Source organism: Campylobacter sp. S4:11 (genome assembly GCF_024723695.1).
GTDB lineage: Bacteria > Campylobacterota > Campylobacteria > Campylobacterales > Campylobacteraceae > Campylobacter_D > Campylobacter_D jejuni_C.
This window is the reverse complement of the sequence record NZ_JANQDC010000001.1, coordinates 1-22,523: the sequence shown is the minus strand read 5'-3', so window position 1 is coordinate 22,523 and position 22,523 is coordinate 1. Positions and strand designations below refer to the sequence as shown.

18 protein-coding genes are annotated in these 22,523 nt (G+C 29.9%); all 18 read right to left on the bottom strand.

What is annotated here, in order from left to right; genetic code table 11:
* Position 1: 1 nt before the first annotated feature.
* Positions 2-1,000 carry an NADH-quinone oxidoreductase subunit NuoH gene (gene nuoH / locus CAMP5053_RS00090; protein WP_133319476.1) on the bottom strand — a complete coding sequence of 333 codons (999 nt, stop codon included), beginning with the start codon at positions 998-1,000 and terminating at the stop codon, positions 2-4.
* Positions 997-3,450: an NADH-quinone oxidoreductase subunit G gene (locus tag CAMP5053_RS00085; protein ID WP_337217038.1), complete on the bottom strand. Its 2,454-nt coding sequence runs from the start codon at positions 3,448-3,450 to the stop codon at positions 997-999. The genes nuoH and CAMP5053_RS00085 overlap by 4 nt, the downstream gene beginning before the upstream one ends.
* Complete coding sequence (locus CAMP5053_RS00080) at positions 3,447-4,163, bottom strand: hypothetical protein (protein ID WP_214118733.1); 717 nt, start codon at positions 4,161-4,163, stop codon at positions 3,447-3,449. Before CAMP5053_RS00080 ends, CAMP5053_RS00085 begins: the two co-directional genes overlap by 4 nt.
* A complete protein-coding gene (locus CAMP5053_RS00075) occupies positions 4,160-4,387 on the bottom strand; it encodes an NADH-ubiquinone oxidoreductase subunit E family protein (protein ID WP_039619346.1) in 228 nt (75 codons plus the stop codon). The genes CAMP5053_RS00080 and CAMP5053_RS00075 overlap by 4 nt, the downstream gene beginning before the upstream one ends.
* A complete protein-coding gene (gene nuoD / locus CAMP5053_RS00070) occupies positions 4,384-5,610 on the bottom strand; it encodes an NADH dehydrogenase (quinone) subunit D (protein WP_039619347.1) in 1,227 nt (408 codons plus the stop codon). Before nuoD ends, CAMP5053_RS00075 begins: the two co-directional genes overlap by 4 nt.
* 1 nt (position 5,611) lies before the next feature.
* Entirely contained in the window at positions 5,612-6,403 is a 792-nt protein-coding gene (locus CAMP5053_RS00065; protein WP_039629104.1) for an NADH-quinone oxidoreductase subunit C, read from the bottom strand.
* Entirely contained in the window at positions 6,403-6,900 is a 498-nt protein-coding gene (locus tag CAMP5053_RS00060) for a NuoB/complex I 20 kDa subunit family protein (RefSeq protein ID WP_039619352.1), read from the bottom strand. Before CAMP5053_RS00060 ends, CAMP5053_RS00065 begins: the two co-directional genes overlap by 1 nt.
* Positions 6,879-7,298: an NAD(P)H-quinone oxidoreductase subunit 3 gene (locus CAMP5053_RS00055; protein WP_039629108.1), complete on the bottom strand. Its 420-nt coding sequence runs from the start codon at positions 7,296-7,298 to the stop codon at positions 6,879-6,881. Before CAMP5053_RS00055 ends, CAMP5053_RS00060 begins: the two co-directional genes overlap by 22 nt.
* A gap of 116 nt (positions 7,299-7,414) precedes the next feature.
* A complete protein-coding gene (locus CAMP5053_RS00050; RefSeq protein WP_257943448.1) occupies positions 7,415-8,086 on the bottom strand; it encodes an ATP-binding cassette domain-containing protein in 672 nt (223 codons plus the stop codon).
* Positions 8,070-8,843 (bottom strand): ATP-binding cassette domain-containing protein, encoded by a 774-nt coding sequence (locus CAMP5053_RS00045; protein WP_337217037.1) that lies wholly within the window; start codon positions 8,841-8,843, stop codon positions 8,070-8,072. Before CAMP5053_RS00045 ends, CAMP5053_RS00050 begins: the two co-directional genes overlap by 17 nt.
* Entirely contained in the window at positions 8,840-9,616 is a 777-nt protein-coding gene (locus CAMP5053_RS00040) for an ABC transporter permease (protein ID WP_263679538.1), read from the bottom strand. Before CAMP5053_RS00040 ends, CAMP5053_RS00045 begins: the two co-directional genes overlap by 4 nt.
* Entirely contained in the window at positions 9,609-10,547 is a 939-nt protein-coding gene (locus CAMP5053_RS00035; RefSeq protein ID WP_337217071.1) for an ABC transporter permease, read from the bottom strand. The genes CAMP5053_RS00040 and CAMP5053_RS00035 overlap by 8 nt, the downstream gene beginning before the upstream one ends.
* 11 nt (positions 10,548-10,558) lie before the next feature.
* A complete protein-coding gene (locus CAMP5053_RS00030) occupies positions 10,559-12,094 on the bottom strand; it encodes an ABC transporter substrate-binding protein (protein ID WP_337217036.1) in 1,536 nt (511 codons plus the stop codon).
* 42 nt (positions 12,095-12,136) lie between these two features.
* On the bottom strand, positions 12,137-14,080 hold the full coding sequence (locus tag CAMP5053_RS00025) for a BCCT family transporter (RefSeq protein ID WP_337217035.1): 1,944 nt from the start codon (positions 14,078-14,080) through the stop codon (positions 12,137-12,139).
* Positions 14,081-14,180: 100 nt separating this feature from the next.
* Positions 14,181-16,136 carry a pentapeptide repeat-containing protein gene (locus CAMP5053_RS00020; RefSeq protein WP_337217034.1) on the bottom strand — a complete coding sequence of 652 codons (1,956 nt, stop codon included), beginning with the start codon at positions 16,134-16,136 and terminating at the stop codon, positions 14,181-14,183.
* Positions 16,137-16,205: 69 nt separating this feature from the next.
* The gene (locus CAMP5053_RS00015; protein WP_337217033.1) at positions 16,206-16,661 is read right to left on the bottom strand and encodes a hypothetical protein; all 456 of its coding nucleotides are present in this window, start codon (positions 16,659-16,661) and stop codon (positions 16,206-16,208) included.
* A 34-nt stretch (positions 16,662-16,695) separates the two neighbouring features.
* A complete protein-coding gene (locus tag CAMP5053_RS00010) occupies positions 16,696-18,330 on the bottom strand; it encodes a hypothetical protein (RefSeq protein WP_337217032.1) in 1,635 nt (544 codons plus the stop codon).
* On the bottom strand, positions 18,327-22,118 hold the full coding sequence (locus CAMP5053_RS00005) for a class I SAM-dependent DNA methyltransferase (RefSeq protein WP_337217031.1): 3,792 nt from the start codon (positions 22,116-22,118) through the stop codon (positions 18,327-18,329). Before CAMP5053_RS00005 ends, CAMP5053_RS00010 begins: the two co-directional genes overlap by 4 nt.
* Positions 22,119-22,523 lie beyond the last annotated feature (405 nt).

The window sequence follows — 22,523 nt, the reverse complement described above, 5'->3', positions numbered from 1 at the left end:
CCTATATCACAAGTACTAAAGCACTAATTAATAAATTTAAAACCGCTAAAGGAATTAAAATCAAATAACACATTCTCATTACTTGATCAGGACGCAGTTGCGGAAAAGCCCCTCTAGCCCAAAAATACCAAAAGAACACAAAAGACACTTTCAAAAGCATCATAATAGCCCCTGGTATAATCCAAAAATCATTAAATCCGCCCAAAAATAAAAGCGATATCATAATCGCTCCAGTGATCATGGCTGTGTATTCACCAATAAAAAACATACCCCATCTAAGCCCACTATATTCAGTGCCATAACCTGAAACAAGTTCAGTTTCGTTTTCACTCAAACAAAGTGGAGTTCTATTAGTTTCTATAAAAATAGCTATCACAAATAAAATAAAAGCTAAAGGTTGTTTAAAAATAAGCCAAGAAAGTATGCCATCACTTTGATAGTTATTAATATCTACTAAAGACAAAGATCCAACAAGCATTACAACACACACCAAAGAAAGTCCTGCAACGCTCTCATAAGAGATAATAGAAACAAGCCCTCTTGCCCCGCCTAGCAGCGACCATTTATTATTACTTGCTAAACCTCCTAAAAAAATCGCATAAAAACTAACTCCACCCATACCTACAACAAAAAGCAAGGCCACATTAATATCAGCGATAATAGGACGAATCACTCTACCAAATAAAGTAAATTCAGGAAAAATAGGTATAGCTGCAATTGCTACAAAAGCACAAATTGCTGCAATCAATGGAGCAATTAAAAATACCACTTTTTGAGCATAAGTTGGCACTATATCCTCTTTAGTAAAAAGTTTAATCATATCAGCAACTACTTGAAGCAATCCAAAAGGACCTACCATATCAGGCCCTAAACGACGATGAAATAATGCCAAAGCCTTTCTTTCAAGATAAGTTGCCAAGCCTGCTAAAGTAGCAAAAATAGCTATAACAAGCACACATTTTATAATTGTTTCTACAATAAAAAAAGTAATATCACTCATATTTTAGCTCCTGCTTTTTCAAGCCAAACTTTTACATATCGAGTATTATCAAATAAAGATTTATAATCAATCTTACTATCATAATCCCCTAAATACGCACCATTTTCTAAAGATTCATCACATTTTACACTTATAGCAATTTGAGTTTTTTCACTTTTTAAAATAACACTATCATCTTGGTTTAAATCAAATTTTTGCATTAAATCAGACGATAAAAATAAAGCTCCAACCTCATTAAAAGCTCTATTACTAAGCTTTGAAAACTGATGAATGCTATTTGCATGATATAAAGTTAAATTTCCTTCATTTTGCTCTTTAACTTCTTGAGAGCTTAATGTTTTTTCAAACTCAAAATGAGAAAAATCAAGCTCATAACCTCTATGATTTACCCCACCATTATCATAATGATTTTCTAACTCATCAAAGTCAATTACCCTAAAGCCTTTATTTTGTGGTAAAAATTTAGTATAGTTGATTGTAAATTCTTCATCAAAACCTAAGGCATTTGCCAAATCATTTAAAAAATAACCTTTAAATTCTAAAGCCGCATTTGTAGGAACTAATCTTTTATCATAATTTACAAAGCTACCTTCTTGTTGATTTAAACTAGAACTTGCAAGATCAAAATGCCCATCATAAGAAAAAGTAAAATCGCCTTTTTCGTTATAACCTAATGTTTTTCCTACTTGAAAATCTTGACTTAAATCACAAATTAAACTCACGCCTAAGGTATTAGTGCAAGTTGGATTTAAAAAGACTTTAAATTCAGTATATTTTTGTACCAAAGCACAAAGTTTTGCTAGCTTTACACTTTGCTCATCATAGTAAAAATCACTTCCTATAATAAGTGTAAATTTTTGCTTTTTTGCGAGTAAAGTTTCCAAAATATCCTCATCTATGCCAAAATTTTTCGCATAATTTGATCTTTGCACCTCTATGCTTTTTTTAATTTTTTTAGGCACAAGTTTTTTAACTTCTTCTATAATAGTTGCGCCATTTTCATTTTGCTTTTCTATCTTTTCAGTAACTTCTTCATTAATAGTTTCTTCTATTTCTTTTGTATCTTGATAATATGCATTTTCTAATGTGTTTTTAAAATCCTGCGGAAGCTCTTTGGCAAATTTTTGCAAGATAAATAATAAAATACTTTCATTATCTTTAATATCATGATTAATCTGCAAGAAATTTTTAGAATATTTATCCACACCTTTATCTTTTATAGGATGAAAATATAGCCCTGCACCTTTATTCATTACCAAAGCGTTATTAACTTTATATCCTAGCGTTGGCGCATCATAGCGTAAAAACGAACCTACGATGATTAAAAAATCACTTTGAGCAATATCATCTGTATTTGCATTATACATTGCATTTGCATTTTGATAAAAACAAGCTAGGAAATCTTGGAATTTTTTAGCTTCATGATTTATAAGATTAAGATTAAATTTTTTACTTAAATTTTGCAAGATTAAGGCTTCTTCATTAGTAATAAAGCTATTAAATAAAATATTTTTTATTTCATCATTTTTTATCATATTTACTAATTTTTCAAAGGCTTTTTCATCTTTACCTTGAACTTCATTTTGGGTATTAAAACCATATCTTGCGGCTTTATTTAGCGTAGCAAAAGCAAAATCATTGCTCACTCTATAAATTTTTTCTTTTTGATTATTAATACTAGTTTGTTTAATATCATAATATATCAACTCACAATCACTAGAATGTGGATTACTAGCTGGAATTTTCTTTAGCTCCCAAACATTAGATGTATATTGAAAAGCCGAACCCACCAAGGCTCCTGTTGGACATACACTTGTACATTCTCCACAAAAAGAACAATCAAGCATATCACCACTACTTGGCGCAATTAAACTCTTTTGAAATTTAGTCCAAATCGCTAGCGCGTCTTTACTCATACTTTCTTTAAAGCTTACATCGGGCGCGCTTGCCCCTCTTGGAGTAGTTTTTAAAGCGCTTTCTCCTATTTTATCTTTACAAACTGTAATACATCTTTCACACACTATACATAAAGCTGGATCATAATTAATCTCGCCCCATTTTTTATGCTCTTTATGGGTATCTTTAATCCAATAATTTTGCACATTTACTCTTGCTTTGTGTGTAAAGTTTTGAAGCTCACATTCGCCAGATTTATCACACACCCCACATTGTAAAGGGTGGTTGATACAATATGCTTGCATAATAGCATTGCGCTCATCCCATAAATTTGGCAAATCACTCTCTACTACCATACCTTCCTTAACTTTAGTATTACAAGAATAAACCTTTTTACCATCAGCTTCCACCATACACATACGACAAGCAAGTGTTGGAGAACAACCATTTAAATAACAAATTGCGGGAATGAAAATATCATTTTTTCTTGCGACATTTAAGATATACTCACCCTCATTTGCCTCACATTCTATACCATTAATGATAACTTTCATTTTATAACCTTAACTTGAGCTTTTGAAAAAGCAAAACCAGCGCTTTCATAATCAAACAAAGCCACCGTGCCTTTTAAATCATGATTGATTTTTATTATAGTTGTAAATTCTTGAGTGTTTATTTTTAAATTAATTTTATCCTCATCTTTAACCTTAGCAATCAAAGCAAAAGATGGAGAACAATGCAAATTTTTATCCCCTAAAGGTGCTTGCATGATGATAGTTCCATCAAAATTATCAAGTTCTAAAAGTGCACTAAAAGAATTTTGTATTGACAAATTTTCTTCATTTTCATTAGAGCAAATTAGCAAAAGATTAAATTTATGACAAAGTTTTTCTAAAAAATACTTAATATTTTCAAAGTCTTTATGTTGGTATAAATTTTCATCAAAAATAATACACTTTGCTTCTTTTAAAAACTCCAAAATCTCTAAAGCCTCTTCTTCGCCAAAGCAAGATTCAGCACTTAAATAACCCTCATCAAGCTCGTTAAATTCAGTCTCCAAACCCATCTTGCAAAGTAATGCAAGCACAAAAGGCACACTTGCAATTTCACATTTATAAAAACTTGCTTTTAAATTTTTATCTTCTAAACAGGAAATATTATAATTTTTACTTTTGTTAAGCTTAGCGCAAAGCGAAGGATTTTTTAAAGAAAGTAAATCCACAAAACACAAAGCATTTAAGCCTTCTTGATATTTTGCTAATTTCATTGTCCTACCTTTTTAAAAACTATAGTCCAATCTACTTGATTAAATTTTAAAGAATTTAAAAGTTCACAATTTTGCTCTTTTATGAAAGCAAAACTTTTTTCTACATTAGAAAAATCTCCTATTTCAAACAAAACCACTAAAACTTCACCCATATAGGCTTTTTGAATGATTTGTTCTAAATCCTTAAATAAATCTTGACTTTTTCTTAAATCCACGCGTCTCATCGGTCTATCTCACCTAAAACTATATTAATACTTCCTAAAATTGCCACCGCATCAGCCAAATATGATCCTACAAGCATTTCTTCTAAAAATGCACAGTGAAAAAAACTTGGGGTTCTAGCTCTTAATCTATATGGCCTACCGCTACCATCTGAGTGAATAAAAAACCCAAGTTCGCCTTTTGGACTTTCAGTTGGCACATATACCTCTCCTTTTGGTGGCTTTAAGCCTTGAGTTACTAGGACAAAATGTTGCATAAGTGAATAATTTTGTGTCATGATTTGCTCTTTTGAAGCACTTACATACTCAGGATGATTGCATAAAATCTCAGGTGGAGTATCTTGATAGAGCTTAGCACATTGAACTAAAATTTTCAAACTTTCTCTAAATTCTTGCATATAAACTTTATATCTTGCATAAGAATCACCCATTTTGGCCACAGGTACGCCAAAATCTACCTCATCATAAAGCAAATAAGGCTCTTCTTTTCTAACATCATAAGCAATCCCACTTCCTCTTAGCATAACCCCGCTACAACCCCAACTTAGTGCTTGTTCTTTACTTACCACTCCTACATTTTCAGTTCTTGCACGCCAAATTCTATTATCATCAAGCAAGGCTTCATAATCTTTTATATCATTTGGAAATTTATTGCAAAATGCTAAAAGTTCATCTAAAAAACCTTCAGGTAAATCAAGCATTACCCCGCCTATTCTCATAGATGAATGTGTAAGTCTTGCCCCACAATATTTTTCTATTAGATCAAGCACATATTCACGCTCTCTAAAGCAGTATAAAAATACTGTCATCGCACCAATATCAAGAGCATGTGTGGCAAGCCATAACAAATGCGAAGCAATGCGGTTTAACTCAAGCAAAATCATCCTTATCACACTTGCCCTGCGCGGAATTTCCAAACCACAAAGTTTTTCTACAGCAGCTACATAGGCATAATTATTTGCACTAGCTGCGATATAATCCATTCTATCAGTAGTCGGGATAAACTCTTGATAGATCATATTTTCAGCCATTTTTTCCATACCACGATGCATATAGCCTATACAAGGAGCAGCCTTGGTGATTTCTTCTCCATCAAGTTCTAAAATAAGGCGTAAATTCCCATGAGCACTTGGATGTTGGGGACCAAGATTTACTATCATAGTACCATCTTCACGCTCAAAGCTTATATTTTCATAATAAGGTTTTAATTTAGTAGAAATTTGCATTTTATCTTCTCTTATCTAAAATTTTTACTTGCGTTCTTTTGGCTTTTTTCACAAAAGGCACACCACCTTCTTCTTGATATTCTTGTAGATATTTATCTTCTCTTGGGGCTTCGCCTTTACCAACCTCATGATAAATTCTGCTAAAGTTTAGCGTGTCTTTTTCATCTACAAAACCTGGATCTCTATTTTCCTCTCCTACTACCTCGCGGTATTCTTTTCCAAAAATTTTATCTATCTCATACCATTTAGCAAATTCATCACCATGCAAAGGATAGCTTTTCAAAAAAGGATGTCCATACCAATCATCAGGCATTAAAAGTCTTTTTAAATTCGGATGATTGATAATGAAAATTCCAAACATATCATATATTTCTCTCTCACACCAATTAGCACCCTTAAAAACACTCATAACACTTTGAAGTTTTTCTTTTAAACCAACGAAAGTCTTTACCCTCACTCTTAAATTTTTCTCCATATTTAAAAGCTGATAATATACTTCAAAACCTTGTTTTTGAGCAACAAAATCAATCGCACTTGCGTCAGTAAAACAACTATAACCTAAATTTTTAAGCTTGCTAAGAATAGCAACATTATCATCTTTGTTTATCTCAATCACCCAAAAATCAAGCTCTATAAAAGAATTTTTTAACTCAAATTCTTGGTTTAAGATTTGATGATCACTCTCAAAAACACTACTCTCTGTGCTTAGTTTTTTAGTTGCAGGTGCATGGTAAAATCTATCTTCATAATAATTTTTTAGCTGAGCATTTTTCTTATCGCTATATTTTCTCATCATATAAGCCTTTTTGGAGCTATTTTTCTACTTGCTTTTTCTTTACGAATTCTTTTTTGCAAAATCATCAAAGCAAATTGAAAAGTTTCAGGGCGTGGGGCGCAACCTGGTACATAAATATCAACAGGAATGATTCTATCTACCCCTTGAACGGTAGAATAAGTATTAAACATACCACCAGTATTTGCACAAGAACCCATAGAAATAACCCATTTAGGATCAGGCATTTGATCATAAAGTCTTCTTGTAAATTCAGCGTGTTTTTTGCTTAAAGTACCCGCTATAATCATTACTTCAGATTGTCTTGGACTTGCTCTAAAAATCGTTCCAAATCTATCAAAATCATATCTTGCACCACCTGCTGCCATCATTTCAATAGCACAACAAGCAAGCCCATAAGATAGCGCCCATAAAGAATTACTCCTACCCCATTGCACTAACTTATCAACCGTAGTTAAAACAACTGGCGCATTGCTCATTTTTTGATACTCTGCCATGCGAATGCTCCTTTTTTATAAGCGTATAAAAAACCTATTGCAAGCAATAAAATAAAAACAAATACTTCCACTAAGGCAAATAAAGATAAGCCGTATTTTGAAAGCTCTGCGGTTAAATCTTTAAAAATCACCGCCCAAGGAAATAAAAACACCACTTCAATATCAAGCAAAATAAAAATCAAAGCAAAAACAAAAAATTGAGAATTGATTTTATTTGCTTGCTTAGAAGCCATAGGCCCACATTCATAAATTCCAAGTCCGAGTTTTTTTCTATTATGAGAGGCGAGTTTGGAGCCTATTTTAGAAGAAATATACACCAAAGTAAAAAATATAACACTTGCAATAACAAGCATTGCAAAGATGCCAAAGTATTGATGCTCTATAGTTGCGTGCGTCATAATAAACCTTTTATTCAAGCATAATTAAAATTTATTTTACTTTAACTTAGCTATATAAAAACTTATTATCAAAAAAATAAATTTTATGATATTTCAAAATGAAACAATTTTTATCTTTATTGCAAAAACACTTTTTTATGGCATATATCTTGTAAGATTTTTTCTTGATGAGAAATAAATATATAAGTAATATCGTGTGTTTTTTGAAAAGCGTGTAAGTAGTTTAAAATTTTATAAGCAGTCACTACATCAAGCGCTGCTGTAATTTCATCTAAAATAAGCAATTTTGGCTTTAAAAGCAAAGCTCTAATCAAACCTAATCTTTGACTTTGACCACCACTTAGCTTAGAGGGTTTTAAATTTAAAATATCTTTTTCAAGCTCAAAAGCATCAAAAAGCTTAAAAAGCTCTTCAAAATCGGGCTTAAGTTTAAAATTTTCATACACATCAAGTAAAAGTCTTTTAGTGCTTTTGTAAGGATTTAAAGCTAGCTTTTGATCTTGGAAAATATATTGAATTTTTTGGCGTAATTTTCTTTGAGCGTTAAAATCTAAATTTAATATACTTTCATTTTCAAACAAAACTTCTCCAGTATTTGCGCGTTCAAGCATACAAAGAATTTTAGCCAAGGTGCTTTTGCCACTACCACTTTCCCCGCAAAGCAATAAATTCTCATTTTGATTTAAAGCAAAACTCACATCTTTAAAAACAAAAATTTCTTCTTCTTTTAAATACCAGTGTTTTTTAAATTTATAAGATTTGCTTAAATTTTTAACTTCTAAAAACATTTTCATTCTCAAAATAATTTAACAATTCTTTGGCAAAAATACCTTTTGGATTGCTTAAAAACTCTTTCATAGGCATTTGATAGAGCAAAGTTTTATCTTCTATGATAGCCACCTCATCGCAAAGCTCTTTGGCTAAATTTATATCATGTGTGATGAAAATGAGATTTTTAAATTCTGTTTTTAACTCTTTTAAAATGACAATGATTTTTTCTTCATTAGCTCTATCAAGAGAACTTGTAATCTCATCACACAATAAATACTTAGCCTCGCTTAACAAAGCTAGAGCTATTTGAACACGTCTTGCCATACCACCACTTAACTGATATATAAAAGAATGCCACAAAAGATCATGATTTTTAAGCCCTAAACACTCAAAATAATAAAAGGCCCTTTCTTTAATCTCTTTTGTGCTTAAATTAGTATGAGTTTTTAAAACTATATTAAAATAACTCCCTATATCAACAAGAGGATAAAAACTCCCATAAACATCTTGAAAAAGCAAATTTACCTTAGCTCTTAAGGCGTTTAGTTCTTTTTCTTTTAAATTTAAAATATCTTTTTGATCTATCTGAAATTTTTGTACATTGAGTTTATAATGTTTATCAAAAAGCTTAATCATACTTTTTAAAAGCAAGCTTTTTCCCGCTCCACTTTTACCCATGATAGCCAAAGCTTTGCCATCTTCTAAATTAAGATTTACATCCTTTAATAAGATTTTATCTTTAAAGCTAAGGTTAAGATTTGAAATTTCTATCATGCTTTAATCTCTTCTTGTAAATCATTACCCAAAGCAAGCAAAGGCAAGATAAGCATAAGTATAAAGGCTACTGGAAAAACTATCATCCACCAAAACCCTAAAAACACAGCCTTGCTTGCTTCATTTAGCATATTTCCTAAACTTGGAGTCCAAAGCTCTACACCCAAGCCAAAAAAGCTCAAAGTGGCTTCACTTGTAATAGCATGAGCGATATTTAAAACAAAAAGCACAAAAAGCAAATTCCAACAAGCAGGTAAAAGCTCGCTAAATAAAGCTTTCATCTTACTAGAGCCTAAAATGATAGCATTTTGATAAAACTCAAGTTTTTGAAATTTATTCAGCTGGGTATCAAGCACCTTTGCCACAAAAGCAAAATGCCCCAAAGCGATGATAAAAATCATACTCCATAAAGATCCCGCCAAAAAGCTTTGAAAAAACATAATCACAAGCAAAGAAGGTAGTGCTAAAAGCATATCAAGCACCCTAGCAAAAAAAGCATAAGCAAAAAATCTTGTTAAAAACACATAAGCACAAGCAAAAAGCACGCTAAAAAATGCTGCCATTACTCCTACAAACAAGGAAACACGCAAGGCATATAAAATACGCGTAAAAACATCTCTACCAAGTAAATCTGTACCAAAAATATGACTTAAATTTGGGGCTATTTTAGCCTTACTTAAATCCACCAAATTAGGATCATAAGAACTTATTAAAGGTGCAAAAAGTGCTAAAATAAAACTTAGCAAAATCATCATCACGCAAAACTTACGCATTAGCAAACCTTGGATTAATCATCTTGCAAATTATTTCTACAATCAAATTTACAAGCACCACTACTAAAATGCTAAAAATCACCACAGCTAGCACCACAGGATAATCTTTAAATAATATGCTTTTAATCACCAAATTTCCCACACCCTCATAAGAAAACACACTTTCTACTATATAAGTTCCCATTAAAAAACTCACAAAAGAAGCACCAAAGTACGCAAGTATAGAACCAAAAGCATCTTTTAACACAAAGTGCAAATAAATTCTTGTTTTGCTAAGCCCTCTTGCAAAAGCACTTTCTATAAAGCTTTGATTTAAACTATCAATCAAACTTGTCCTTATAAAACGCACAAAAACAGCTAAATGCGAAAGCACTAAAGCACATACTGGTAAAAACAAATGCCACAAACGATTAAACACATCATCTTCAAAGCCAATATCAGCAATAGCTGAACTTGGAAAAAGCTTAAAAAATACAGCAAAAACCAAAATAAGCATTAGCGATAAAGAAAAAGCAGGCAATGCAAAAAAACTCATCGTTAAAAAGGTGATAAATTTATCCAAAAAACTATCTTTATAAAGAACACAAAAAAGTGCTAAAACCAAAGATAACACAAAAAGCACCAAAAAAGCTAAACTCCCTAGTATGATGGTATAGGGAAGTTTTTCTTTTAAAATTTCACTAACCTTTTCTCCGCTAATTAAAGAGTAGGAAAAGTCACCTTTCATGGCATTAAAAAGCCAATTTTCATACTGCTCTAATAAGGGTTTGTCTAAATTTAAATTACGCTCGATTTCTTCTTTTATTTTAAGGCTAGTTCCTTGAGGCACACTAGCAAAAACCACACTTCCTTTAGCATGATAAATCATCACAAAACATAAAAAACTTGCAAAAATCATCAAAAAAAACGCCCATAAAAGGCGTTTAAAAATGAGTTTTAACACTAATTTTTGCTCCACTCATAAGCATTCCAAGTAAAACCTACTCCATGATGACCTAAAATGTGAGGTTTTATACCTTGGATATTTTTAGCAAAAACTAAAGGATAATCAATATAAGCTATAAATAAAAACGCAGGATCTTTATATAAAGCATCAATAAATTCTTTATAGTGTTTTTTTCTTTCATTTACATCAAGTGAATTTCTAGCCTTTGTCAAAGCCTCATCAACTTTAGCATTTTGATAATGGCCAAAATTCCATCCACTTGAGTTTAAAGCACTATCTTGAGAGCTTGCAAAAACTCTAAAGGTATGAAAATCAGGATCATAAGGACTACCCCAACCCACTAAAAAGCTATCAATTTTCGTATAATCAAAACTTCCACTTGGCTTAGCTACTGCTTTTGCTTTTATGCCAAGCTTTAAAAACTCACTTTGTAAGATATTTACCAAAGCCACTCTTAGCGGATCTTCGCTCATAGCATACATTTCAAAGCTAAATTCTTTGCCATTTTTTTCTAAAATGCCATTTTTGTTTTTCACAAAGCCTGCTTTTGCTAAAAGCTCATTTGCTTTTTTTACATCATAAGCATAGCTTGCAAATTCTTTAGGATTTGCCCATGATTTTTCTAAAGGATGATTTGCTACCTTTCCAAAAGAATGCAAAAGTGAATTTATAATAGCTTGTTTATCAATAGCATAATTTAGCGCTAAACGCACATTTTGATCTTTTAAAAACTCATGATTTAGATTAAACATCAAAGCACGGTAATCAGCCGAAGGTTCTACAAGCATTTTAAAGTTTTTATCATTTTCAAAATTTGAAGCTAAAACAAAATCAACCAAAGCCACATCAATAGAACCATTTTTAAGCTCAATAGCACTAATACTTGGATCTTTAATGTGTTTTAGTATGAGTTTTGGTGTTTTTACTTTAGCTAAATGATAATTTTCATTTGCTTCTAAGATCATGTATTGACCTTGTTTCCATTGCTTTAGCTTATATGGTCCTGTTCCTATAGGCATTTGGTTAAATTTAGTGGTATTTAAATTTTCTTTTTCAAGCAAGTGTTTTGGTAAAATCCCTACACTCAAAGCGTCTAAAAATGCAGGAAAAGGCTTTGAAAGTGTGATAGACAAATGATAATCATCGATGATTTTTACTTCTTTAACTGCATCAAAATTTACTTTTGAAGGTGAGTTTAACTTCTCATCTTTTAAAGCATTTATACTAAATTCTACATCTTTAGCACTAAATTTAGCCCCATCATGCCACAACACATCATCTCTTAAAGTAAATTCATAAACAAGCTCATCTTTACTAACTTTCCAAGAACTAGCAAGATCAGGTGTTAACTTCATATTCTCATCAAAGCGTGTAAGTCCTGAAAACACAAGAGCAATTGCTACATCATGATCTTCACTAAAAAGCGGATTAATACGCTCTGGCTCATTTTCCACTGCTATAACAATCGTATCTTTTGGGGTGGTAGCAAAAAGATTTAAAGCACAAAAAAGCATGATAAAAAATCTCAACATAAAAGGCCTTTCTTATAAAATAAAGTGTAATTATAACGCTTTTTAATCATAAGCTTTGGTAAAAATTTCATTTTTATCATCAAATAAAAGTTGCAAATACCTCTCATACTGCTTTAGTATATCTACGATGATTTCTTGCTCGTTTAAATACTCTATATTATAACCATTACGCGAATCAGCAAAGAAAGTTTGTGGCTCAAAAATAAATTCTTTAGAATAAGTTGGCATAAATTTATCATCGATTATGCTTTGACTTGCTTGTTTTTTTACTACTTGTACTCCATAGATAAAATCTTTTGCAAATTCTTTTTTTATAATCAAACTTATACTTGATTTTTCTTGAACGATCTGTGTTTTTAAGCCGTAATTTTTTAGACTTTGACTGAGTGATTCCATAGCATTTTTAACTTTGGTGTTTAAGAAATTTTGTATGTCTTGCTCTTTGCTTTGTTTTAAAATTCTGGCTAGTCTTTCTTGCCAAAATTCCCCTGAAAAATATACGCTACTTTGACTAAGTTTAGTTAAAGAGTAATTTACATCTACGATTAAACCTTTAAGCAGTGAAAAACACATCAAGCAAAGCAAAAAGGCAAAAGGCAAAGCCACTATCATAGTAATACTTAAAATCGCTCCCAAACCACCTGAATACAGCAAAGAAGTAGCTAAAAGCGCAAGCACAAAACCCCAAAGGATATTTTGCCATTTGTATGGCTCATGAGCCCCACCACTGCTTAAAGAATTTAACACAAATATCCCACTATCTGCTGAAGTGATGAAAAACAAAGTTAAAACCAAAAGTGCAAGCAAAGAGCTAAAATAAGAAAAAGAAAAATTTTGTAAAAAATAAAAAAGCAAGCTTTCGGGTGCTGAAGTAAAAGGACTTAAAATATCATTGAAATTTAAAGCACTATTGCCAAAAATGCTAAACCAAAGTATATTAAAACTAGTAGGCACCACAAGCACACCAAAGATAAATTCCCTTATCGTTCTACCGCGAGAAATTTTAGCGATGAAAAAGCCCACAAAAGGCGCCCAACTAAGCCACCAAGCCCAATAATAAATAGTCCAGTTATTAAACCACTCTATATGCTCTTTTTCATAATAATAAGTCTTAAAACTCAAAGAAATTAAATTTTGCAAATAATTGCCAATATTAGAGCTAAATTGTGAAAGAATTTGAATGGTGTTGGTTGAAAAAAGCACAAAAAGCATTAAACACACTGCAAAAACCAAATTTGCCTCACTTAAAATTTTTAAGCCCTTTGTTAAGCCACTAATCGATGAAAGCGTAGCTAAAGAAATGATGATGATTATAATCACGCTTTGTTCTAAAAAGCTTTGCTCGTTTAAAATGCCTAAATTTAAAAAGCCAGCATTAAGCTGAGAAGCACTATAACCAAGTGTGGTACTAATGCCAAAAACCGTGACAATCAAAGCTAGTATATCGACTAAATTTCCCCAAAAGCCATAAATTTTGTCTTTAAGCAAAGGGTAAAAAGCACTACGCAAGCTAAGGGGCATTTTATATCTAAAACCAAAATACGCCATAGCCAAAGCACACACCCCATAAATAGCCCATGGGTGAATTCCCCAGTGAAAGATAGTATGTAGCATAGCTTCTTCATCGCTTGTTTGTAAGGCTTTTTTATGTATGAGAGGTTCAGCCACACCAAAATACATAAGCCCCACACCCATACCCGTAGCAAAAAGCATAGCAAGCCATGAAGTGAATTTAAAATAAGGTTTTTCATCATCATCGCCAAGTTTGATATCACCAAATTTTGAAAGAGCAAGTGCTAGCATAAAACACACAAAAAAACTCACGCTTAGTATATAAAACCATGAAAAATTTGCAAAAATCCCGCTTTTGATATGATTGATAAAATCATTTGTAAGCTTAGGTAAGAAAATACAACTAAGACTTAAGATAATTATGATACTAATGCTTGGGATAAAAACTGATTTTTTAAAACTTGTCTTTAGCATGGCACTCCTTTTTTTGGATAATTTTCATTATACCATAAGCTAAAAACGAGCAAAATTTAAAAACCAAAAAACAAAAAAAGGCTTTGATAAGCCTTTTGATTTAGCTTGGCACTATGGAGTTTTTACGTGCAGTTTTTTGGAAAGAAAAAAGAATTAAAATCAACAAGATAGTATATGCAAATGTTATATATACAAATATAGGATTTGTAAAATTTTGTTCATCATTAAATATCTTTCCGATAAAAGGATTTAAGATAGATATGCTAATCCCCAATACTATAATCACGATAATGTAGCTAACAACTACAAACATTAATCTTAACGCTAATGATTTTAAATACACCAACCATAAATAAAAAATGATAAATGCAAAAAATATACCTATATTTGAAAGGACTACAAGACTGTCTTGACTCTTTGGTATATAAATATTTAAATAAATCAAAACAATCAATAAACCTAAAAAATATGCAACTAAATTTAATACACAAAATATTATTTCTTTAATACAAATTTCATTCTTAATTACCTCATAAATCTTTTTGATATTTTTCAAAATATCCCAACAAATCATCAAAAGTCCAATTACACAAAAAAATATTAAAATACACAAAGAATATTCTTGAACAAACGATGACTCGATAATGGAATTTTTTATATCTTTGAAAGCATTTATCAAACTACTATTATTATCTAATGAATTATCAGAATATTGATATGATTTAAGATTGTCTTCATATCCTCCCATAAAAAGAAATACACTATACAAAGCAACTAATAATACAATATTATTAAAAACTTTTAAGAAATCGGTATGATGATCACTTAATTTTCTATAAAAACCCAAAAGCAAAGAATCTATAAAATATTTTAAATGCAATGAACTTTTTCGTGCTGTTGTCTTTGTTTCTCTATTATTCCAATTTTCTTTCAATTCTATCTCTTTACAATAAAGCTCGTATTTATGAAAATTTGAAGCTTCCAGAAGATTATTATCTTTTATCAATGCATTTTTAAAAACCCTAAAAGAATCTCTAAAATCATTTGCAAATTTATCTAAAGATTTTTGATATTGTTCGTTTTTATTTTTATTAAAATATTCATGCTCTTGTTTGATTTGTTTTTCTAAATCATCAAATGTAAAATTTAAAGTTATATTTAAAGCATTAAAATTATCTTTCAAAATTATTTGAGAAAAATTTGGAGCTTTATCAAAAGTTACTCCGTAAAAACAAGCTATTTTTTCAAATTCACACTCGTGAAAATCAGCATAGCTATAAAATTTAGAATTGTTAAAATAGGCATTATCTTCAAAACAAGCATTTGAAAAATTTAATTTTGCTTTATTATCCCCATCTCGTTTATATCCAAATTCGCTATCCACAAAATAACACCTATTTTCAAATTTATTTTTCCACAAATTTATATTTTTTATAGCACAATTTTTTACAAAGAAACATCCTTTAAATGTATTTTTTTCCAAACTTAAAAACTTAATTTTTTTACCATACTTATCATGACAATCAAAAAATACCAAATGATTTAAAAATGTATTATTATAAATTAGCATATTATTTTCAATTTCACACTGAAAAAAACTTAATGATTTTTCAAAAATATTATTTTTAATCTTTGTTTCGCATCTATTAAAAACACAATTATAAAAACATAAGCAATCTTTTATAATATAACTATCTTTATCGATATTGAAAATTACTTTACATTCATTAAAAAGGATATTGCATTGCGACAATTTTATTATTTCAAATAATAGTTTCTTTTCTATTGTTATACCACAAATCATAAACCATTTTTCATCACTAGGAATTATCTCATTTATTTGTCTTATATGCTTTTGTTCTTTTCTTATTGTTTTTAATGTTTTTAATGTTTCTATATCGCTTGGGGTGTGTATATTATCCTTTTTTATTTTTAGAATCTTAGATAAATCATCTTTAATTTTATCTTCATCAACTTCATTCTTACCATTCTGATGTGTTTTTTCTGAATATTTCTCTAAGATATGAAGTATTTTTTCAAGTGTTTCTTCTATCATTTCATCTTCCTATATTTTAACTTGGCACTATGGAGTTTTTACGTGCAGTTTTTTTGGAGTACCCTTATGTCAAATTTCATTTATTTCATGATATAACTTTACCAAATGCTCAATAGATGTATCTAAAATAGGTTCATACATAAAGGAATTTATATGAATATTGTCTGAAGTTATAGCTAAAACTTTTCTAATAATAAAATCTTGCACTTCATTTATCACATTTTGCTCTTTGGCCAACTTATATAATTCTCTAGTTTGATTTTTAGTTATTACTTCTTGTAAATTTATCTTAGATAGCATAAATTCTTCTGCTTTTAATCTAATTCCAATCGATAAGACTATTTTATTTTGTAGCTCTATAGGATTAATGTTGTTAGAATTTGCAATTTCATTACAATTGCTATAAATAAAGTCTAGCAAATTATCACTTGTATTTATATTAACTTCATATCCTTGAATATTATTTTTTAAAACATTCAATACTTGTTCTACTTTTATATCTTTTGTATCATCTTTTATATGCAAACAACTTGTTAGTAATAAATATTCTTTATCTTGTTCATTTTGTGTATTCTAAAATATTTCTAATGAATGGTATTAGAGTAATAAAATTTTTCTCTATTTTTCCATTATTTCCTTTAAGAGATTTTATAAACTCGTTAGTATATTCACCACGTTCAAATATAATTTTTCTTTCATCATTTCTATGTATCATAAATTTTAATGCACCAAACCTCGCTACAGCTCTATAAAAATCAAAATTATGCGTCATAACTATAATCTTAAAATTTATATTTTCTCGTATCTCATCAAGATACTCCGTAACAGCATGCTTGTTTTTATAGTCAAAAGAATCTACAATATCATCAAATATAAACAAAATAGGCTTGTTTGTATTTTTTTGAGCTTCTATTTCAAATAATATCTGCAAAATATACAAGGCTCTTTTTTCTCCATTACTCAAAATATTCTCTAACTTCTCTTTATTAATAATTCTTTCATTTGAATTATCTTTAAATCTAAATACAAATTTTGCCACTTCGTTTTTCAATAAAACATCGTCCTGATTTTCTATATCAACCTCAAAAGGAACTATAAATCTGCTATTAAATATTTCTATAATCTTTTTCCATGATTCTTGCTCTTGCTTTGACGCATTTATAATTTGCTGTATTCTCTCTTTTTGACTTTCATACAATGAAACTAAATTTTCAATTTCCTCTATTTTTTTATTAAGATATGAAAATATCACTTCTTTTCTAAAATCTTCATAATTAATTAATTTTAGCAATATTCCCTTATTTTTATTAATTGCTTCTTTGAAATCTTTTAAATTTTGATTTTTTGTAATCTTTTTTTCAATTTCATCAAATCTACTCTTTATCTCTTTGTTTTCTAAAATTCTATCAATTTCGTTTTGTATTAAATTATTTAAATTTTCACTTGTTGTTATCTCTTGATTAGAAATTAACAATTTATGGTTTGCTAAGAAAAATCTATCATCACTTAAAGCACTTTGTAATTCTTTGATTTTATGCGTTCCAAATTCTCCATTTTCTGTTTTTTTGAAAATGTCAGATGATGATAAAATTTCATTATATTTATAAAAATACTCTTGTAAAAGATTCCTATTTGCATCAACAAATTCTTTTACTTTGTTTTTATCATCAAAGATATCGTGGTATTTAAACTCATAATTTTCTTTTATTTCTTTTATAAAATCAATATTATCCGATAAAATTTGATAAAAATTTTTATTTGAAAATACTTTTAAAATTTCTTTCTCACAATCAGAGCTGCCTGTATATTTTTTTAAACTTTTTAATAAACTTTTCTTTTGCTTATCTAGTTCTGAAAAAATTTCATCATACTCTTTTTTTAACTTAGGACTAGCCATGAAAGTAGTTACACTTTTAGAAGAATCAAATTCTTTATCATAAGAATCAAAAACAAAAATATCTTCTTTTTTAATTTTTTCGCCATTAAATTCAATATCAGCTTTTGGTATTCTTTCTGAAAATATTTCGTCTTTAATTTGCTTATCATCTTTAATGCTTTTGAATATTTTTGCAAAAGAAGTCTTAAAAATACCATTTTGAGCATAAAACAATACAACATTTTTATTTGAAAAATCAAACTCTTTTTGCAACCTCCCTATACCATAACAATTTTCTAAATCAAGTTTTAACTTCATTTTTTCTCCTTGTTTTCAATTATTTTTATTTCTTCTTCGTTTAGGTTGTAAAGTTTATAAACGATAGAGTTTATTTTGTCTTCTTGGGTTTTAGTGTCTGTGTTTTTGTCTTGTTCTTTAGCTTTTAAAATCTCATCGACTAAGCTTATAAGCTCGTTTGCTAGTTTTTCATTTTTAGAATTTATTTTTGGTATAGGAAATTTTTCTACATATTGATTTGATAATAAAAAACCTTTATCTGAATACAAATGTCCGATATTTTTAAAATAATAAAATATCAAACTAGAATTTAAAAATCCCAAAAGATATTTAAGTTCATTTTTAGAATTTCCTACCATAAAAGCCATAGAATCCAATAAAACACACTCATTTTCTAAAATAAAACTCGGTTCTTGGGTTACTCTTTGCCAGCCTATCTTTTCTTTTTCAAATTCTTCCAAATAAGCACAATTTCTAAGGTTATAAGGTGTTTTTCCTTTGTCAGTTCTTTTTTCTAAAGTTTTATAATACGGCTTTAAATGCTGTTTTAAGCTAGGGTATTCATCTATATTTATCGCTTCTACCTTTTCTCCGCTTTTGCTTTTATAGCCATTGTGAGTGTTGATCACCCAAAGTCCCGCCCACTCATAACTATATCTTTTTATATCTCTACCGCGTAGCATTTTGCGTATGAGTTTGGCGGTGCGTTCTTTTTCGGCTTCATCTTTGCATTTAGCTAGAATTTCATCTCTTTTTTCAGTAGTGATGATAAAGGCTTCATTGTAGCCCGTTTTTATACCATAGTTTATATTAAGTCCATGCCAGTCTTTAAGCGGAGTGCCGTGCTTTTCTATCTTTGCTTTTAGTGCGTTTGTGCTTTCATCGTTAAAAGTAAAGCTTTCTTTGCTTAAGGAATTTTGTGCGATTTTGTTAAAATTTAAAATGCTTTCTATATTAAAGTCATTTTCTTTTAAAAGCTCGGTGTTTGGGGCTAGGTACTTAAAGCTACTATCTTTAGTTTTTGCTTTTTCAAAGCTTAGTATGGAAGTATCTACCGTGGCACTATCAAAGACTTTTATACCATTTAGATCAATGTATTCTAAAAGTGTGGTATTTTTGAGTAAAAACTCTCTTAAAGCTTCTCCATAACCTGCTCTTGTGTATTTGTTTGAAGTGATGAAAGACAAAACACCATTTTGCTTTAGCACATTAAACCCAAGCTCATAAAAGTAAGTATAAATGTCGCTTGTGCCTTTATATACTTTATAGTTTTTGGCTAAATTTGGCTTTAGTTCTTTGATGTCTTCTTGTCTGATGTAAGGTGGGTTACCGATGATGAGATCAAACCCTTGAAAATTCCCAAAATCATCTAAAATTTCAGGAAATTCAAAACGCCATTCAAAACTATTTTCAAATTCTTTACCACTTAACTCATGGTCAATTTTAGCTTTTATAGCTTTAAGCTTATAAAATGACTCTATAGCTTTTTTCTCACCATCTAAAGAAAGTTCTTTTTCAAATAAAATACCATCTTTGCTTACTCCATACAACCCCTCAAGTAAAATTTCATCATCAAGCATAAAATTTCCAAAATTATATATATGCTCATCAATAGCTTTTTGAAGTTTTTTTGTTTCTTTAGGATTTTTCAACTCTAAAATAAAAGTTGATTTAATATCTTTTATTTTAGCACGAAGCTCTTCTTTACTTCTGTGATAAAGCGCTCGACTTGGATTTTTATAATCTTTCACAAAAGCTTTATATTTTTCTACCTGATGTTTTATATTGCTATTTACAAATTTATCATTAAATTTAAATCTTGATATTAATGAATTCCCGCATTTTATGTTAATATCGATGTTTGGTAGGGTTTTAAGATCATGATAGTTTGTATCATCAAAGCTTTCATAAAAGCTGTGTTTTAAAAGCTCTATCCAAAGCCTTAGTTTAGTGATCTCACATGAGTTTGGGTTGATATCTACTCCAAAAAGGTTGTTTTCTATGATGTCTTTTTTACGCTCGAAAAGTTCTTTTTGGCAAAGGTGGGTTTTGTCTTTGTCAAAATCAGGGCGTTTATACTCTAAAAACTGGCCTTTGTGATTTTGCACTAAAATTTCATCATTTTGCACGCTTAGGTAAAAGTCCTCTTCAAACAAACCAAGCTCATAATGCACCATAAGCATGGCATTTAAAGCTGAAACTAAAAAATGCCCACTTCCCACCGCAGGATCGCAAATGCGTATGGAATTTAGCAAGGCTAGCTTTTGCTCTTGAGGGATTTTTTCTTGGCGTAGCTGGGTTCTTAGCTCGTTTAGCTTGGTGGCATTTAGCTTAAAAGTATGGTTAAACTTATCTAGCACGACTTTTTCTATGCTTGCTTTACACATATATGAAGTGATAAAGCTTGGGGTATAAAAACTGCCTTCTTTGTAGCCATTTAGCTTTTCAAAGACATTTCCCAAAACACTTGAGTTAATGAGTTCTTTTTGCTTGATGAGTTCTTCACTTTGCTCATCTGCTCCAAAGTCAAAGCTGTCTAAAAACTCAAACAAATACTCAAGCAAACCTACTTTGCCTTTTTTACTTTTGCCTTTGTCATCTTTTAACTGCGTGTGTGGGTGGTACTCTAGCAAAGCGTCATTTTCTAAAGTAGCGATTTCTAGTGTGGTTTTTTCGATGGCTTGTTTTTCAAAAAGTGATGAATTTAAATAAGGCAAATAGCTAAATTTACTCTGCGCTCTTGTGTGTTTTTCTTTAGCTAAGATATCAAAGAAAAGATGTGAAAGGGTAGTAAAATTTGGAATTTTTTCATAGTTTAAGAATTTTAGGGTTTTATCATCGTTAAATCTAACCAAATTTGACTCAATAAGCTTTAAAAATAAAATGCGATTTAGCCAAAGTATGATGAATTTTAGCACCTCTTCAAAGTCATGATTTGGGAGTTTGCTCGATATGAGATAATAAAGCGTGCCTTGGGCTTGTTTGCTTTGCTCACTTTGTGTAATGATGAATTTAGAAAGCTGTTTGCTCTCGCTTAAACCTAAGATGTATAAAAGCTCTTTATAGAATGCGTTGTTTAGTGAGTTTGCGTCATTTGGGCTAAATTCATTTAGCAAAAAGTCTCTATGAAAGGTTTTAAAAATGCTTGCTAGATTTTTGAAATTTGACTTTTGCTTGTCTTTTAAAAAGGCTAAATCGATGAAAAAGCCTTTTAAGTTTTCTTTGGAATTTTCTATGAGCTTGCTTGCTTCTTTGTAAAATTCATCGGTGTTGCCTTTAAAAAGTGAATTTGGGCTTTGAAATTCTTCAAAAAGCTTTTTAAAGCTTGTATTTTTATAAAAAAGCTCTTCAAACTCACTAGCTTTGAAAATGTAAAATTTGTAAAAGTCTGTGATGATGATAAATTTCAAACTAAAGCTATGTTCTCTATTTCTAAAATAATACAAAATAGCTTCATGCAAGGCTTTAAAATTTGGCTTTGTATGGGTGATAAATTCTTTTGAGTTGGGCTTTTTAGCTTCGATGAGAACTTCTAAATCTTTGCTAATCTCATCTTTAGCGATGGCTAAATCAATCTCGCTTTTGCCTTTTTGTTTGGTTTTGATGTGGGTTTTGAAATTTAGCGTGGTTAAAAATGGACTAAGTGCGTTAGCCACAAGATAGTCTTCATTTTCACTTTGTGAGCTTTCAAGCCTTTCTATATACTGCGTTAAAGCCTTGCTAAAAGTGTCAAATTCATTTTGTGTGATTTGCTTTTTGCGGTAGTAAGGGTTGAAAAAATCTTTTTCATTTAGCAAAGTAAAGTGCATTTTTAACCTTTATAAAGAATATTTTGTATTTTACTAAAATTTACTTTAAAGGATTAAGAAAGAAATAGTTGAATAATTACAATTTATACTATTTCAACACTACAATCATACATATCTTAAATATAGCCACAACCAACCAAAAAAATCTACCAACCAAAAACAATTAAAGAAACATATAAAACCCAAATTTACTATAAATATTTTAAAAGCAAAAAAATTAAAACAGTCAAGCCAAATAAATTACTAAAGATATAGAAATAAAAACATAAATAAAACCATCCAACCACAAAACCATCCAAAAAACCAAAAGTTCAATCATTAAAACCCATAAAAAACAAAAAACTATAAATAACTAAGAGTCATAAAGAAAAATAAGAAAAATTTAAAAATAGTGTCACAAATAAA

Excerpts from the sequence above, each read along its gene's own strand:
- nuoH (WP_133319476.1), bottom strand. The coding sequence starts at position 1,000 with ATGAGTGATATTACTTTTTTTATTGTAGAAACAATTATAAAATGTGTG.
- CAMP5053_RS00085 (WP_337217038.1), bottom strand. The coding sequence starts at position 3,450 with ATGAAAGTTATCATTAATGGTATAGAATGTGAGGCAAATGAGGGTGAG.
- CAMP5053_RS00080 (WP_214118733.1), bottom strand. The coding sequence starts at position 4,163 with ATGAAATTAGCAAAATATCAAGAAGGCTTAAATGCTTTGTGTTTTGTG.
- CAMP5053_RS00075 (WP_039619346.1), bottom strand. The coding sequence starts at position 4,387 with ATGAGACGCGTGGATTTAAGAAAAAGTCAAGATTTATTTAAGGATTTA.
- nuoD (WP_039619347.1), bottom strand. The coding sequence starts at position 5,610 with ATGCAAATTTCTACTAAATTAAAACCTTATTATGAAAATATAAGCTTT.
- CAMP5053_RS00065 (WP_039629104.1), bottom strand. The coding sequence starts at position 6,403 with ATGAGAAAATATAGCGATAAGAAAAATGCTCAGCTAAAAAATTATTAT.
- CAMP5053_RS00060 (WP_039619352.1), bottom strand. The coding sequence starts at position 6,900 with ATGGCAGAGTATCAAAAAATGAGCAATGCGCCAGTTGTTTTAACTACG.
- CAMP5053_RS00055 (WP_039629108.1), bottom strand. The coding sequence starts at position 7,298 with ATGACGCACGCAACTATAGAGCATCAATACTTTGGCATCTTTGCAATG.
- CAMP5053_RS00050 (WP_257943448.1), bottom strand. The coding sequence starts at position 8,086 with ATGTTTTTAGAAGTTAAAAATTTAAGCAAATCTTATAAATTTAAAAAA.
- CAMP5053_RS00045 (WP_337217037.1), bottom strand. The coding sequence starts at position 8,843 with ATGATAGAAATTTCAAATCTTAACCTTAGCTTTAAAGATAAAATCTTA.
- CAMP5053_RS00040 (WP_263679538.1), bottom strand. The coding sequence starts at position 9,616 with ATGCGTAAGTTTTGCGTGATGATGATTTTGCTAAGTTTTATTTTAGCA.
- CAMP5053_RS00030 (WP_337217036.1), bottom strand. The coding sequence starts at position 12,094 with ATGTTGAGATTTTTTATCATGCTTTTTTGTGCTTTAAATCTTTTTGCT.
- CAMP5053_RS00025 (WP_337217035.1), bottom strand. The coding sequence starts at position 14,080 with ATGCTAAAGACAAGTTTTAAAAAATCAGTTTTTATCCCAAGCATTAGT.
- CAMP5053_RS00020 (WP_337217034.1), bottom strand. The coding sequence starts at position 16,136 with ATGATAGAAGAAACACTTGAAAAAATACTTCATATCTTAGAGAAATAT.
- CAMP5053_RS00010 (WP_337217032.1), bottom strand. The coding sequence starts at position 18,330 with ATGAAGTTAAAACTTGATTTAGAAAATTGTTATGGTATAGGGAGGTTG.
- CAMP5053_RS00005 (WP_337217031.1), bottom strand. The coding sequence starts at position 22,118 with ATGCACTTTACTTTGCTAAATGAAAAAGATTTTTTCAACCCTTACTAC.